We start from the raw sequence: 14463 nt of genomic DNA, 5'->3' as shown, positions 1-14463 counted from the left end.
TCAAAGTGATCCACACCGTGGACGCCAAAGCCCGATAACCCGTAAACCTATAACAAAGACAGAGTGAGCTGACCCTATGGAACTCAAACGCATCCTTGCCCGCGACATCCGCGCTGCCAACGAAAAGGCCGTGGCCCAATACGGCCCCGACGTGCTCGTCATCTCGAGCGGCCAAGTCAATGGTTTGACCGAGCTGATCGTGGCGGTGGATCTGGCCCCCCTCACACCCGAGGAAGCCGATCCGTTTGTGAAAACCCAATACGCCACATCGGGCAAGCCGTCAGGCAAGTTTGACGTGTTGCTGGGCCAGACCATCGACCAAAACAAACGCGATGCCCGCGAGCGCCAAGCCACCAAAGTGGCCAAGCCCCTTGTGGAAATGTCAGCCAAGCCAGCGGCACACAAGGCCAAGCCCGCTGCCAAAGTGGCGGCTAAGCCAGTGGACGAATCCACCCAACGCGCTGCCGAAGAACACGACACCCTGCGTGGCCGAGAAATCGTGGCGCTGGTGCGTGAAGAACTTAACTCGCTGCGCCGTGAATTCAAACTTGGCCAACAAATGGCGGCATGGCAACAAGGCGGTATGCCCTTGCCACCCGCCATTGCGCCCTTGCGTGATGCCTTGAACGATGCCCCCATTCCTGTCGCCTTGCGCGCCTTGTTGATCGACAACATCAAAGACCACAACAACATGGCCGATGCCATGGGTGCTTTGAGCCGTCAATTGGCCCACTCCGTCGAACAAGAAAAAGCCCAAACGCCCGTGTCTGGCATCCATGCTTTGGCTGGCCCATCAGGCGCTGGCAAGTCGATGATGGTGGCTCGTTTGGCGCAACACGCCGCGCAACTGCACGGCAGCGAAAAAGTCATGGTCATCAGCTTCCAAGACCAGCGTGCTGGCGCTTGGAACCAAACTCAGTTGTTGTGCGCTCAGTCGGGTGTGGATTCTTTCCGCGCCACCAACGCATCCACCTTGAAGCTCTTGCTCGACGAGCACACCGACCGCCAACTCATCTTGATCGACACCGCTGGTGTCCAAATGAACGAGCGCTTGGCCGAAATTCGCGCCTTCAACCTCAATGTGCAGTGCCACGCGGTGATTCCCGCTGACGCATCCGCCGCCAACATCCGTCGCGTGTTTGACAACGCCGACAACGTGTGGGCCTCTTTGATGCTCAGCAAGTTGGACGAGTCCAACCAGCCTTGGGCCTTGTTGCAGTTCTTGACCGACAAATCTTTGAGCGTGTCAGTGGCCAGCCACGGCGACCGCACGGCAGACTTGGTGCAAGACGTGTCCTTGGCCGGCTTGGTGCAATGCGCCCTCGACAACTTGCCATTGCCAGAAACCGAAGAGCAAGTGCAACAAAGCGCACGCGAGTCAGCTGTGAACGAACTGGCGACTTCCAAACTGGCGCAAATCGCAGCCAAATTCAAAACCGAAACCACAGGCTTGACCCATGAGTAATCCACGCAGAACAGAAGTCATCGGCATTGCTAGCGGCAAGGGTGGCGTCGGTAAAACCACCACCTCCATCAACTTGGCGGTGGCGCTTACCCAGCTCGGTCACAGCGTCATGTTGTTTGATGCCGACCTCGGTTTGGCCAATGCACAAATTGCACTCGGGGCACGCGCTGAGTACAACTTGGGTCACTTTTTGGCAGGTCAAAAAACCTTGCAAGAAATTCTCATCACCACCCGCCAAGGCGTGAAGCTCATTCCGGGTGCCTCGGGCATGCAAGAGCTGGCGGGCCTGAGCGACATTCAAGCGGCCAGCATCGTGCAGTCGTTTGGTGTGTTGGCCGACGATGTCGATTATTTGATCGTGGACGTGGCAGCCGGTATTTCACCCTCGGTGTTGTCCTTCTTGGCCGCCTGCCAGCGCCGCTTCATCGTGGTGAAAGACGATCCGTCTTCCATTGCTGACGCCTACGGCACCATCAAGATCTTGAGCAAAGAGATGGGCTTGGACGAAATTTACCTCTTGCCCAACATGGTCAAGAGCCAGTCGGAAGGCTGGAAACTTTACAAAAAGCTCAACGACGTCTGTGTGCGTTTCTTGGGCGAGTCGGTGCACTACCTCACCTCGATCGAAGACGACGAGATGGTGTTGCGCGCCCTCAAAAAATACCAGTCGGTGATGGAACTCGCCCCTGGCACAGCCGCCGCTCGTGACTACATGCGCTTAGCCGAGGCATGCACGCACTTGCGTCCGATTGACCACCCGTCGGGCGGTCTGCAATTCTTCATGGAGCGACTGATGAAAAACAGTTCGACCGACGAATGAGAGCCCTCACGCCCGCCGAAATGTACGGCACCTGCAAGCCCAAAGGCGAAGAGCTGGTCATGGCCCATTTGGGCTTGGTCAAGCGCGTCGCCTTGCACTTGAAGGCCCGTATTCCCGCTTTCATGGAGCTCGACGAGCTGATTCAAGTAGGCATGATTGGCCTGCTCGAAGCCTCGCGCGCGTTTGACCCCGTCAAAGGCATCGAGTTTGAAAACTTCGCCCACAGCCGTGTGCGCGGTGCCATGCTCGACGAGGTGCGACGCTTGTCGTTTCTGCCTCGCTCGGCCGTGGCCTTCAACAAAGAACACAACACCACAGTGCACGCCTTGGCAGCCGAGTTGGGCCGCACACCCACGCAAGCTGAAATTGCCGAGTACATGGGCAAAGACTTGGAAGAGTTTCACAAAGAGCGCGGCAAAGCCAAACGCTTTGAGACCTATTCCATGGAAGTCGTCACCGAAGAAGTGATGACGATTGCCGACGACGCTTCGCAGCAACCCGATGTGATCGTGGAAGAAGCGCAGTTCATGGACGCCGTGACCGACGCCATTGCCCAATTGCCCGAGCGCGAGCAACTGGTCATGCAGCTTTACTACGTGGAAGAGTTCAACCTCAAAGAGATTGGCGAAACCTTGGGCGTGAGTGAATCGCGTGTGAGCCAAATTTTGTCGTCTGTGGTCAAAAAACTGCGCGGCACCCTCAAAGTGGGTGATGCCGCAGACACCGAGAAGGTTGAGACAAGGAGACGCGCATGAGTAATTTCATGATGAACATGATCTCTTGGGTCTTGTTGCTCTTGGTCATCTTGACGCTGTACCTCATCGACAAGATCAACCATTTGGCCAAGATGTACGAGGCACCCAAGCCTGAGGCGCCTGGCATGCCTGGCATGTCCGAGTTTGAAGCAGACATTCCTGGTGACTTGCTGTTTTCTGGCCTCGAAGGCAAAAAGCTGTGGGATGCCATGAACGGCAAACAGGTCGAGGGCTTTGATGCCTCCCTGATCGAAGCCTTGCGCCCCCATTACGAACCCATTTTGCGTGAGCACATCACGTCCACGTTCAAAGACGGTCTTGAAGAGGCGGGCGGCGACGAAAGCAAAGTGCCTAGCTCGCTGCGCAAAATCTCTACCGTGCGTGGCTTCATCCAGTCTTGGTTGCCGCCGCAGCATTTGGGCAGCATTTACCGCTCAGCTTTGGAGTTTGCTGGCACATATGCCAACGACCCCACCCCAGAAGTGTTGCTGCGTTTGCAGCAAACCGTGGACAGCGTGGTCGACATGCTTTACCAACGCGTGGGCATCACCAACGAAGTGCCGTTCTCTGAGTTTTTGTTTGAAGACATGCCTGTTCCTGAAACCGAAGATGCCATGCTGGCCTTGACCGATGAGTCACGCAAAGCCGAGGTGTTGGGTAACGGCTTGTTGGAAGACAGCGACGAGCGTGAGCTCACGCCCGAAGAATTGGCCCAAGGCCGTGAGCATGCGCAAGCCTACGAAGACGAATTGCGGCAAGAAGTTGCCGCTGAGACGGTCGAAGCGGTCATGCATCCAGAGGCTGTGGCTGAGGTATTGCCTGAAGAGGCACACGCCGCTGAGGCCAAGCCTGCTTAAGATGAATTCTGTTAGCCGAATGACGAATGCCGCTCAAGTTTGCGCAGCCACTTCCGATACTGCTGGTGTACGTTAAGAAATACACAGGAGTTATCAAATGCGAGCCAATTCAAGAGCCATTCAAAGTTACGGCGATGTCAAAGTCGGAAGCGGCGTTGCCACGTCCAACAATGTGCAATTGATTCAAATGTTGTTTGATGGCTTGTTGGAAAGCTTGTCCACAGCCCGTGGCCACATTCAACATAACAATATCGGTGAAAAGTCCAAAGCCATTGCACGTGCCAGCCGCATCGTGATTGGCCTGCAAGGTGCCTTGGATTTTGAAAAAGGTGGCGATCTGGCCAACAACCTCAATGAGTTGTACAGCTATGTGACCCGTCGTTTGTTTCACGTCAACGCCCACAATGATTTGGCGGTGTTGGACGAGATTCATGGTTTGATGCGCGAAATTCGCGACGCTTGGGAGGGTATGCCTTCTCTGGTGCCAGCGAGCAACCGACCTGTCAGCATGATGAATTGATGGGGCTTTTCTGCTTTTAAGCAGAATTGCCTTCTTTATCAGTTAATCTTGCAGGCTGTTCGGGACAATTTTTAGGCGCATCCAAGTTTTTGACTTGGGTGCGCCAACCTGCTTGGGGAGAGTGTTAGATGTCAGCAATTATTGGTTTGGTCGTTCTGTTCATTTGCGTGTTCGGCGGTTTCGTGATCGCCGGCGGTAGCTTGGCGCCCATTATCAAAGCCACCCCATTCGAGATGTTCATCATTGGTGGCGCTGGCGTGGGTGGCATGATCACCGGCAACTCAGGCGCCATTTTCAAAGGCGCTTGGGGCGGCATGGGTCGTGTGCTCAAAGGCCCTCGCTATCACAAGGAAGACTACATCGCCATCATCGCGGTCATCTCCAAGCTGATGAAAACACTCAAGGCCGAAGGTGCGGTGGCGATGGAATCGCACGTCGAGAACCCCGAGGCCAGTGCCATTTTTGGCGAATGTCCCAAAATGCTGAATGACCACGGTTTGGTCGGCCTGATTTGCGACACCATCCGTTTGATGGTGGTGTCCTCAGGTACTTTGAGCCCTTATGCGGTGGAAGACGTGATGACCACGTCCATCAAACACCACCACCACAGCGAAATGCAAAACGCAGATGCCCTGTCTACCCTCGCTGGCGCCTTGCCTGCGCTGGGTATTGTGGCTTGCGTGTTGGGTGTGGTGAAGACCATGGGTGCGATTGACCAACCACCACCTGTGCTGGGTGCCCTGATTGGTGGCGCGTTGGTGGGTACGTTCTTGGGCGTGTTCTTGGCCTACGGTATTTTTGAACCGTTTGGTAAGCGCTTGGTGCAGATCATTGACGAAGACAGCGAGTGCTTGAAAGTGGCTCAGCAAGTCATCATTGGCAACATGCATGGCTACCCCGTTCCTCTGATCATCGAAGCCGCCCGTGTGTGTATCAACCACCACGCGCAACCTACTTTCGGCGAACTCTTTGACGCGTTGAGGAAATAATGGCTGACGAAAAAGACGCCACCGCCACGCCCGAAGACGCAGAAAAAGACGCAGCGGCTGCAGCTGCGGCTGCTGCCCTAGCGGCTGAAGAAGCGGCCAAAGCCGAAGCTGAAAAAGAGGCTGCCCCAGCCCCCGTCATCATCATCAAGAAAATCATTGATGAGGGCCACGGTGGCGCTCACGGTGGTGCTTGGAAGATCGCGTTGGCCGACATGATGACGGCCATGATGGCCTTCTTCTTGTTGATGTGGCTGCTGGGCGCGTCGAACGAAGACCAGCGCAAAAGCATTGCCGATTACTTCAAACCTACTTCACAAAGTTTGGTGGCCATTGGTCAGCTGGCTGGCTCCAACGGTGTGTTGGGTGGTCGATCCATCATCGATCCCGATGGCTTTCCGTTTGCTGCCAAGCAAACAGGTCTGTTGGAGCGCCTGACGCCTCGCTCAGAGGGTGGCCCCAACCCCAGCACCGACCCTGGACAAGAAAACAACAACCCCTACTCAGACCCAGACAAACTGACGCCTGAGCAGAAGAAAGAAATCGCCCAAGCCCAAGAAAAGGCCGACTTTGACAAGCTCGAAAAAGAGATTGAGCAAAAGTTGTCTGAAAACAAAAAGCTCGGCGGCCTGAAAGACCAAGTGTCTGTCACGCGTGACAAGCAGGGTTTACGTATCGAGATCATCGACAAAGCCGACTTTGCCATGTTCCCCAGTGGTGGCATGAGCATGCAGGGCAAGGCGTCAAGTTTGATCAGTGAAATTGCGGCTTCGTTGGCCGACATGCCCAACAAAATTGCCATTCGCGGTCACACCGACAGCGTGCCCTTCAACAACAAAGAAGGCCGCAACAACTGGTCGCTCTCGGCGGAGCGTGCCGAAGTGACCCGTGCTTTGTTAGAGAAGAGCGGTATCAAAGAAAGTCGCTTTGCCCGCATTGAGGGTGTGGCTGACACGGATCCGTTCAACCCCAAAGACCCACGCGACCCACGTAACCGTCGCATGAGCATCACGGTGCTCTACAACGAACAAGACTAAACCAGCGGCTTAGGCTGCTGGGCGCAGTTCGTACTTGTTGATCTTTTCAATCAAGGTGGTGCGCTGCAAGTTCAGCAACTTGGCGGTGCGAGACACATTGCCCGAGTTGCGGCTGAGCGCTTGCTCAATGATGCTGCGCTCGATTTGCGCCATGCGCTCTTTGAGCGACAAACCTTCGGGCGGCAGCTGAGGCATGCCTTGGGCCAACATGATGAGGCCCTCGATCTCGTTTTCCTCTTCCTCCGGCTCCTCGTTCATTTCGGCCAACACCTCGGGTGGTGGCGTCATTTCCATCTTGGCCAGCAAAGGCGCTTGGGCTTGCAGCTCGGCTTGCGCCGACACCAAACCTTTGGGCAGCAGGGTAGGGGGGATGGCCCGCAAATCCAGCTCTTGGCCCGCATACAGCGTGCTGAAACGGTCCACCACGTTGGACAGCTCACGCACATTGCCCGGCCATGGGTACTTTTGCAAAGCCGCCATGAAGTCGGGTTTGAAGCGAATCGGTTGCTTGCCAAAGCTCGCGCATTTTTTGGCAAAGAAGGTCAGCAGTTCCACCACGTCAGCATTGCGCTCGCGCAGCGGGGGCGTGACCATGGGCAGCACGTTGAGGCGGTAATACAAGTCTTCGCGGAACCGACCGGCTGCAATTTCGGTTTCTAAATCGCGGTGGGTCGCTGCGACCACGCGCACATCCACTTGCACTTGGCGGGTGCCGCCAATCGGGTCGACCGTGCGTTCTTGCAACACGCGCAGCAGCTTGACTTGCATGTCCAGCGACATGTCGCCAATTTCATCCAAGAAGATGGTGCCGCCATGGGCCAGCTCAAAGCGACCTATGCGGTCAGCCACAGCGCCTGTGAAAGCGCCCTTGCGGTGACCAAACAGTTCGCTTTCTAACAAGTCTTTGGGAATGGCGGCACAGTTGATCGGCACAAAGTTGGAGCCGCAGCGGTCCGATTGCTCATGCAGCAACCGAGCCAATAGCTCTTTGCCTGTGCCGCTTTCGCCGGTGATCATCACGGTGGCGTTGGAGTTGGCCATGGTGGCGACCAACTGACGCAGTGTGACGGCTGATTCGCTGGAGCCAATGAAGTTTGTCTTGGGTGTCATGTCAAAAATTCCTACACATGATTGTCGGTGACAGCAAAACTTGCACAAGACAGAAAAAGTATTCGTATTGCAATTTGTTAAAGATACAAGCGTCTGTGTCGAATCAAGGGGGAGACCTCTCAAGGACATAGACATGAACCGCACCACCCTCTGGGCTGTCACAGCCGCCGCACTTTTGTTGACCGCTTGCGCCAACACGCCTCCGCCTATGCAGGGCCAAGCCCGCATGGACGACAGCGCCAACATGATCACGCCCATGACCCAAAAGCGCGAGACTTTGGTGGCCACAGGTTATTCGGTCATTAGTATTCAAAACCACCGCAATCCCGCCCAGCAACGTTTGCTGGCCATTCGTGCCTCCAAACTTGACGCCTACCGCGCCTTGACCGAACAGGTCTATGGCCAACAGCTCGATGCCAGCACCACCGTGGCCGACATGACCGTGATGAGCGACACCTTCCGCGCCCGAGTGGAAGGCGTGATTTACGGTGCCGTCTTGGTCAGCATCACCCCTGTGGGTGACGACACCTACGAAACCACCATGTCGCTGGACCGCAACGTGGTCAATGATCTGCGTGCTTTGTATGTCGCCAGCCTGAGCAGCCGACGCTAAGCCCTGCCTTCAAAAGACTTTGCGTATGTGGACTTTGTCATGCCGATACCTAAGCCTGACGGCAGCTTTGCTGTTGGCCTTGGGTGTCAACTTTTCAGTGGCTGCTGCTGACCTGAGTGCCGAAGAGCGCCTGCAGGCCATTCGCAGCGCCATGGTGGAAGTTGCCATGAAGTCCAACACCCGTGTGAGCGCCACCAGCTGGATGGAGAGTGACGGCAAGCTGCGCGAGCTCAACCGTTTTTCGTCAGAAATCAAGTTGCGTGATTTGCAGGTTTCCCAGTACGTGCGTGATGCAGGCAAGCAGCCCCAAGCAGAGTTGGCGGTTACTAACTCGGTAGAGGCCGTGCAGCCAAACCGTTGTGAAGCACCCCAAGCCAAAGCCCCCCTGCGCCAAGTGATGACCGTGGGCATGGATTTGTCGCAAGGCTTGGCCCCCGCTCAGCGTTACCAAGCGCAACAACTCGGTTTCGCAGCCCGCACGCGCCTCTTGCAATCTGCTGCGCGTTCTGAACGCTGGCGTCTCATCAGTACCCAGGTGCAGCCGCGCACGTATGACCGCTTGGTGCACGGCCGTGGCGAAGAATATGTGCAGTGGCACGCCCAACTCACCGTCACGCCCGTGGCCTTGGCCGGTGTGTCTGACGATTTTTCTGCGTTCGGTTTGACCCTGCAAGTCAGCGGCCCAGGTCAGCGCCAAGGCTGGTTCACCGCCGAAGAGGTGGTGGTGCCTAGCTTGCCCACCCAAGCCTATGGCACACCCAAGATGGACACGGACACCAACGCCGCCATCGGCCGCGCTGTGAGCGTCATGGTGCAGCAGCTGGAAAAGCAGTTGGCCTGCGAACCCCAAACCTTTGCGGTGGAGCTCAAAGAAGGGCGCTTGGCCCTCAACGCAGGCAGCAACGCGGGCCTGCGCGTGGGCGACAAGCTCATGATTGCAGATCCCTCCGTCTTGCCTCGCCACACCTTAGAGCCCGGTGCACTTGACGCCGCTGTGTTGGCCGAAGTCAAATCGGTCACGCTCTACCAAGCCGAAATCAAACAAGTGGCTGGTCGCAAACAAAAATTCAATGGGGCCTGGGTTGCTTGGCCTTACACCTACTAAAAAATTGACGGGAGAACCGACCATGACCACGCCTATCACTTCCGTTCGCGCTTGGGCTCTTTGCCTTGTTTTGGCAGCCCCTGCGTTGGCGCTGGCTGCCAGCCCATCCGTGCACAACACTTACAAAGTCGAGGCGGGTGACACGCTGGACAAAGTCATCAAAAAAACCATGCCCGACAGCCCTTTGCGTGTCGATATTTTGCGCAACGCCTTTGTGCAGCAAAACCCCCAAGCCTTCACCAAATCGCCCCCTCGTTCTTTGATGGCTGGCGTCGTGTTGAACGTGCCCAACCACGACGATTTGTTGCGCAGCCACATGGTGCCCGGTCCTGCGGCTGGCAGCAGCGGCATGCACCGTGGTGGTGGTTATTCCACCGCTGACATGAACATGAGCGAGCGCAAAAACTGGGTGCGCTTCCCCTAAGGGGCTGCCATGGCCATCCTCGGGCCTGAAGGCGTTCACGCCATCACGCGTGTGGCGCCTGTTCACATGGACATGCGCGTCGCGTATGTGGAAGCACCCGTGGCGCGTCAGCTGGGTTTGCACGATGGCCAAGTGGTGCAAGCCACCGCGAAGGTGGTTAGCCAGCAGCTCAAGTTGGTACTCAATGAGCATGCTTTTAATGTGCCTTTGTTCCCCTACATCAAAGAAGGCGACATCGCGCAATTGCGTGCCCAACTGCTACCCACAGGCAAGTGGGCTTTGCAGCTGCTGCACACAGGCAACTTTGCCGGGCCCGAGGCTGTGCCCACGGGCATGCCGACCCGCTTGAACACCTTGCTGTTTCAGCCCCCGGGCTTTGCCAACTTACTCGCCTTGCTGCGCCCCGGCGTACTGGAGGGCTTGGTGCCACCCGTGATAGAAGCGGGCGAATTAAAAAAACGCATCCAAGGCCAACGCTTGAACATGGGCAGCTTGCAGCCCCTGGCGTTGAAGCGTTTCATCTTGGGCCACACCAAAACCAGCGAAGCCAGCTTGGCCGACGGCGAGCCCGTGGTCGACAGCACCAAGGTGCTGTTGCGCCTGCTGATGGCCGAGCGCGAACGCGTGGAAGACCAAGACAGTGTCGACACCCAAGACAGCCTCAAGCACGCCTTGGATGAACTAGAAGCCGCCCAAGTGCAATCGAGCCAAACCGTCAACAAAGGTGATTTGCAATTTGGCCTGGTCATCCCGTTTCGAGATGCCGACCCTGTGGAGCTGCACTTCGAGCAAAAAGGCAACAAGCCTGGCCAGCCCAAAAACCCCTTGGTGGTCAACATGCACACCGACAGCCGTGTGTTGGGCGAGGTCTGGCTCAAAACCACCATCAGCCACAACGCGCAGGTCGACCTCACCATGTGGGCCTTGCGCAAAGACGTGGCCGACTTGGCCAAGTTCAACGCCCCCGATCTCACCGACGAGCTCGAAGGCGCCGGCCTGCACATGGGCAGTTTTCAGGTCTACAACGCGCCGCGACCCGAGCAGCAAGAAGCCCATCCTCCGCCCGAGCATGGCAGCCTGATTGACACCCGCGTATGACCGACAAGCACTACATGCAAGCCGTGGCCTTGGAATATGGGCGCAACAAATCGCCTGTGCTCACCGCCAAGGGCGATGATGAGCTGGCGCGTCGCATCGTGGCCGAGGCCAAAAAGCAGGGCGTGTATGTGGCCGAAGACCCACGTTTGTTGGCCATGTTGAGCCGACTCGATGTGGGACAAGAAATTCCGGAAGATATGTTCACCGCGGTCGCCGTGATTTTGGCGTGGGTGTATTGGCTCAAGGGCATGCAGCCCGGGGATGAAAAGCCTAAACAGGCTTAGAGGCTTGAACGCTTTAGGCTTCTGCGTAGCCTCGGCCCATGCCGCCGCGTCGACCGCGTGAGACTTTGCCCAAGCGGTCATAAATTTCAACTGAACTGGCGGGGTCTTGCACTTGCATGCTTTGCAGGGCGCCTCGGATGGCGTCAATCTTTCGCACAATCAGCACTTCGTTGCGGCGATGCATGTCGCGGCAGTTGGCCATGTGTTCTTTGAAGCCATCCCACTCAGGGCCTAGTGCATCCGCAGACTCGGGTCCGTGAATGCCGGCCAGCTGCGCGAGCTGCTGAAGCAGCTCGTTCTTAGAGGCTTGCGACGCTTCGAAGGCGTCAAGGTTTTGCACTTTCAGATGCTCGAACTCTTGTTCGAGCATGTCTTCTAGCGTTTGCGCCAAGGCATTAGCCTGCTCCAAAGCGGAGCCTTCCAAAGCAGCGACGTGAATTGTCATATCGGTGAGGTGCCGATCAGTTCGAAATCATTTTTTCGAGCGCCACAAAGTTTTCGGCAATGCGGCGTGGGTTCACAGGGTAGTTGCCTTCCTTGATCGCCTGCTTGATGGCCTCTACTTTGGAACGGTCAAAGTCTGGCTGGGCCATGACTTTTTGGGCAACGTTGCTCAAGCTCACTTTGTCTGCTCCTGCTGAAGCTGTTTTCTCCAGCGACGGTGCGAGTTCTTCTTTGGCTTGCGCTGCAGAAGGGCCTCGTTTTTCGACTTTGTCGATGCTGCTGCGAAGCGCAGCGTTCGATTGCGTCATCCGGCCGTAGTTTGAAATTGCGTCATTCATGATGGTTTCACTTTCTCTAACCTGTATTTCAGGTCAAAACTTTTTCACAACACTTCAATCGACCTCAAATTCTAGAACTTGAGTGTTTTTTTGAAAGAATTTTTTAAATACCACTTTTCACCTCAGTTTCGCGGCATTCGGTCCAGTGATCACGCCATAGAGTGATCGACCCGACTCGACATTTTTTAAGCGAATTTGTTCACCTAAACCACCTTCTTGCAACGCTTCCGCGCGCATGGTGATGGAGAAGCCTTGTCCCTCGCCCGCTGTGACCTGAACCTCTTGTCCGCGCTTGACCAAGACGGCGTTTTTCACGTCATACGAACGAAGCGGGGTGTTGGGCGTGAGGTCACGCACCAGTTCCATGTTTTTAATTAATTTGGCTTCAGAAATGATTTGGTTTTCCATACCCGCCGCAGGCATCTCGGCCGTGCTGAACATCGCAGGCGTGATGACCGTGCCCCGCTTGAGCAGTTCTTTGGACACCAGCACTTTGTGCAACACAGGCGCTGCTGCGCTGCCGCGGTTAGCCGGCGTGGTGGGCTGGCCTGTGTTCAGATTGACAAAAAGCTGCCAAGCAGGCTGCGCACAGCGCACGCGAATGGCGGGTTGGTTGGGAAACGGCTGCTCAAACTGCATGTTTTGTTGACAGCTTTGCACCGTGATGCGTGGGTCGACAGGCAGCACTTGCACCTGTTTGCCCTGAAAAGAAGGGTGGTTGGCGGCCCATTGCTGGGCTTGTTTTTGCAGCGCCTCGAAAGACGTGTCTGTCGCCACCAAATCGGCCGCAAACCCAAGCTGGGCGTGGCTTAGCACGCAGGCGCCCAGCCACAAGCCCAGCTGCTTGAAGCGCTGGGTGTCGGCATTTTTTAGGCACGGCATTTGCATAGTCATACGGGTCGGTGTGGATGTTTTGACATAAGTTCAGACCCAAGCCTTCATGCAAGAACGAAGCCAACTTTTTTTCAGGACCGATTAAACGGAGCACCCCATGCGACTCGACCCGTCCTACAACCCTCAGGTGAACACCACCGACGCCTCCGGCATGCCAAAGCTGCCACGGAGTCAGTTGGCGTTCGCCCGCACCGCACCCGCTTTCACGCGTGCGATGGCCAGTGCCAGCTCATCTGGCGCACTGGCACCCGAGGGCAGCACGGCAGCGTGGAGCACCTCCGTGCGTTCAGGCCAAACCTTGACCGGCATCGTGCGCGAGCAAATGGCCGGCCGCGGTGTCAACATTTCTAACAACGAGGCCATGCGCTTGGCGCAAACCGTGGCCCGTTCCAACAACATCACCAATGCCAACATGATCCACCCGGGTCAAAAGTTGAATTTGGATGGACTGAACTTTTCCTTGCAGCAAGCCCAAGCGGTGAACCAAGCCATTGCGGCCAACAAAGCGGCGGCACTGTCTGCCGCGGCTGCACCCGCTGTCACGCCTGCTGCCAACGTCAACACACTCAATACCAACACCGCCATGGGCTCGACTGCGCTGGCGGGCACAGCCCAAGTGCAATTGCTCACGCGCTCAGACCGCAGTGGCAACGTGGTGCTCGAAAAAACCATCGACCGCGCCATTGAAAAAGGCTTCATTCCTGCGCAAGACAAACAAGCTGTGATGAACAAAATTGTTCAGCTCTCGCAAGACCACCGCTTTGCCCCCGATGACTTTGCCCGCCTCACCTTGATGGAGAGCGATGGCATGAACCCCAAAGCTTCCAACAGCCGTTGTCACGGAATCATCCAGTTTTGCGATGGCCCAGATCGCGGTGCTGCCAGCGCAGGCTTTGGCGCCAACCCCAAAGCGATCTTGGGCCACAGCGTGTTGAAGCAACTCGACATGGTGGACAAATATTTTGAAGACACAGGCCTGAAGAACTTTGGACCTGTGGGTTTGGATGATCTGTATTTAACAGTGCTCACACCTGCTGCTAGAAACGAAACGCGCCCCAATGCGGCGTTGAACATTCCAGGCCAGCAAGCGGCTTACTTGCATGTGAACCGCGACATGCGCGCGCCCATCACGCGCAATTCCATCTTGGCGGGTTTGCATCAAAACGCCAATGAACGTTTGGGTACGGAGGTGGCGCAACGCCCCTCGATGCAGGCGGCTCGCTTGAGCGCCTATGCCGCACAAGCGGCGGTCTCGGAAGTTCGCTAACTTCACGACAGCGGCAAACATTTGCCGCTGAAACCGTCAAAACCGCCATGGCACGGCTCTTGCATTAATCGACACGAGGTCTCACAACTTGAGGCCATGTGTCAATAAACAGGAGTCTTGTTATGGACGTTTTTAAATCAGCTTTCGGAATTCACGAGCGTGCGCTTGGCGTGAGAAGCCAACGCATGGAAGTGCTGGCGCGCAACATCGCCAACGCCGACACGCCTAACTACAAAGCACAAGACGTCGATTTCAAGGCCATGCTCAAAGAAGCCAAGACTGAATATTTGACGGCCACTAACGAAAAGCATTACGCCGGTCTGCAAGAAGCACCGGACAACGGCATGCGTTTTCGCACCCCCTTCAACAGCTCATTCGACGGCAACACCGTTGAGATGAACGTCGAGCAAGCCCAGTACGGTAAAGCAGCCAGCGAATACCAAGCG

The 14463-nt window shown here is 56.3% G+C and carries 18 protein-coding genes; 14 read left to right on the top strand and 4 right to left on the bottom strand.

Annotated elements, in window-relative coordinates; all coding sequences use genetic code 11:
• Nucleotides 1–76 precede the first annotated feature (76 nt).
• The 7 genes from RMR24_RS08030 to RMR24_RS08000 all read left to right on the top strand — a co-directional run bounded on the left by RMR24_RS08030 (nt 77) and on the right by RMR24_RS08000 (nt 6440).
• Nucleotides 77–1465 carry a hypothetical protein gene (locus RMR24_RS08030; protein ID WP_310614561.1) on the top strand — a complete coding sequence of 463 codons (1389 nt, stop codon included), beginning with the start codon at nt 77–79 and terminating at the stop codon, nt 1463–1465.
• Nucleotides 1458–2285, top strand: coding sequence for a MinD/ParA family protein (locus RMR24_RS08025; RefSeq protein ID WP_310614560.1), 828 nt, complete (start codon nt 1458–1460; stop codon nt 2283–2285). Before RMR24_RS08030 ends, RMR24_RS08025 begins: the two co-directional genes overlap by 8 nt.
• Nucleotides 2282–3040, top strand: a complete 759-nt coding sequence (gene fliA, locus RMR24_RS08020) for an RNA polymerase sigma factor FliA (RefSeq protein WP_310614559.1) — start codon at nt 2282–2284, stop codon at nt 3038–3040. Before RMR24_RS08025 ends, fliA begins: the two co-directional genes overlap by 4 nt.
• Entirely contained in the window at nt 3037–3897 is an 861-nt protein-coding gene (locus tag RMR24_RS08015; protein WP_310614558.1) for a hypothetical protein, read from the top strand. The genes fliA and RMR24_RS08015 overlap by 4 nt, the downstream gene beginning before the upstream one ends.
• A gap of 97 nt (nt 3898–3994) precedes the next feature.
• Nucleotides 3995–4417, top strand: a complete 423-nt coding sequence (gene fliS / locus RMR24_RS08010) for a flagellar export chaperone FliS (RefSeq protein WP_310614557.1) — start codon at nt 3995–3997, stop codon at nt 4415–4417.
• A 128-nt stretch (nt 4418–4545) separates the two neighbouring features.
• Nucleotides 4546–5406 carry a flagellar motor stator protein MotA gene (motA, locus tag RMR24_RS08005; RefSeq protein WP_310614556.1) on the top strand — a complete coding sequence of 287 codons (861 nt, stop codon included), beginning with the start codon at nt 4546–4548 and terminating at the stop codon, nt 5404–5406.
• Nucleotides 5406–6440: a flagellar motor protein MotB gene (locus RMR24_RS08000; RefSeq protein WP_310614555.1), complete on the top strand. Its 1035-nt coding sequence runs from the start codon at nt 5406–5408 to the stop codon at nt 6438–6440. Before motA ends, RMR24_RS08000 begins: the two co-directional genes overlap by 1 nt.
• 9 nt (nt 6441–6449) lie before the next feature.
• Here RMR24_RS08000 and RMR24_RS07995 read toward each other — a convergent pair whose 3' ends face one another.
• Complete coding sequence (locus RMR24_RS07995; RefSeq protein ID WP_310614554.1) at nt 6450–7550, bottom strand: sigma-54 dependent transcriptional regulator; 1101 nt, start codon at nt 7548–7550, stop codon at nt 6450–6452.
• 133 nt (nt 7551–7683) lie between these two features.
• On the opposite strand from RMR24_RS07995, the gene RMR24_RS07990 reads away from it, so the two are divergent.
• The 5 genes from RMR24_RS07990 to RMR24_RS07970 are packed head-to-tail and all read left to right on the top strand — an operon-like array spanning nt 7684 to nt 11074.
• Nucleotides 7684–8163 (top strand): LPP20 family lipoprotein, encoded by a 480-nt coding sequence (locus RMR24_RS07990; protein WP_310614553.1) that lies wholly within the window; start codon nt 7684–7686, stop codon nt 8161–8163.
• 25 nt (nt 8164–8188) lie between these two features.
• Nucleotides 8189–9268 (top strand): hypothetical protein, encoded by a 1080-nt coding sequence (locus RMR24_RS07985; protein ID WP_310614552.1) that lies wholly within the window; start codon nt 8189–8191, stop codon nt 9266–9268.
• Between the two features lie 22 nt (nt 9269–9290).
• Nucleotides 9291–9692, top strand: coding sequence for a hypothetical protein (locus RMR24_RS07980; RefSeq protein ID WP_310614551.1), 402 nt, complete (start codon nt 9291–9293; stop codon nt 9690–9692).
• A gap of 9 nt (nt 9693–9701) precedes the next feature.
• Complete coding sequence (locus RMR24_RS07975; RefSeq protein WP_310614550.1) at nt 9702–10790, top strand: flagellar hook-length control protein FliK; 1089 nt, start codon at nt 9702–9704, stop codon at nt 10788–10790.
• Entirely contained in the window at nt 10787–11074 is a 288-nt protein-coding gene (locus RMR24_RS07970) for an EscU/YscU/HrcU family type III secretion system export apparatus switch protein (protein WP_310614549.1), read from the top strand. Before RMR24_RS07975 ends, RMR24_RS07970 begins: the two co-directional genes overlap by 4 nt.
• A gap of 13 nt (nt 11075–11087) precedes the next feature.
• Here RMR24_RS07970 and flgN read toward each other — a convergent pair whose 3' ends face one another.
• From flgN to flgA, 3 genes are all read right to left on the bottom strand, one after another.
• A complete protein-coding gene (gene flgN, locus RMR24_RS07965) occupies nt 11088–11519 on the bottom strand; it encodes a flagellar export chaperone FlgN (RefSeq protein WP_310614548.1) in 432 nt (143 codons plus the stop codon).
• A gap of 16 nt (nt 11520–11535) precedes the next feature.
• Nucleotides 11536–11856 carry a flagellar biosynthesis anti-sigma factor FlgM gene (gene flgM / locus RMR24_RS07960; protein WP_310614547.1) on the bottom strand — a complete coding sequence of 107 codons (321 nt, stop codon included), beginning with the start codon at nt 11854–11856 and terminating at the stop codon, nt 11536–11538.
• A gap of 117 nt (nt 11857–11973) precedes the next feature.
• Nucleotides 11974–12738, bottom strand: a complete 765-nt coding sequence (gene flgA / locus RMR24_RS07955; protein ID WP_310614546.1) for a flagellar basal body P-ring formation chaperone FlgA — start codon at nt 12736–12738, stop codon at nt 11974–11976.
• A gap of 109 nt (nt 12739–12847) precedes the next feature.
• Here flgA and RMR24_RS07950 point away from each other — a divergent pair, with 109 nt between their 5' ends.
• Nucleotides 12848–14017, top strand: coding sequence for a hypothetical protein (locus RMR24_RS07950; RefSeq protein WP_310614545.1), 1170 nt, complete (start codon nt 12848–12850; stop codon nt 14015–14017).
• A 122-nt stretch (nt 14018–14139) separates the two neighbouring features.
• A partial coding sequence (gene flgB, locus RMR24_RS07945; protein WP_310614544.1) for a flagellar basal body rod protein FlgB occupies nt 14140–14463 on the top strand: 324 nt, incomplete at its 3' end.

The organism is Limnohabitans sp., assembly GCF_031539105.1.
GTDB lineage: Bacteria > Pseudomonadota > Gammaproteobacteria > Burkholderiales > Burkholderiaceae_C > Limnohabitans.
This window is presented reverse-complemented; position numbering and strand designations above follow the sequence as displayed.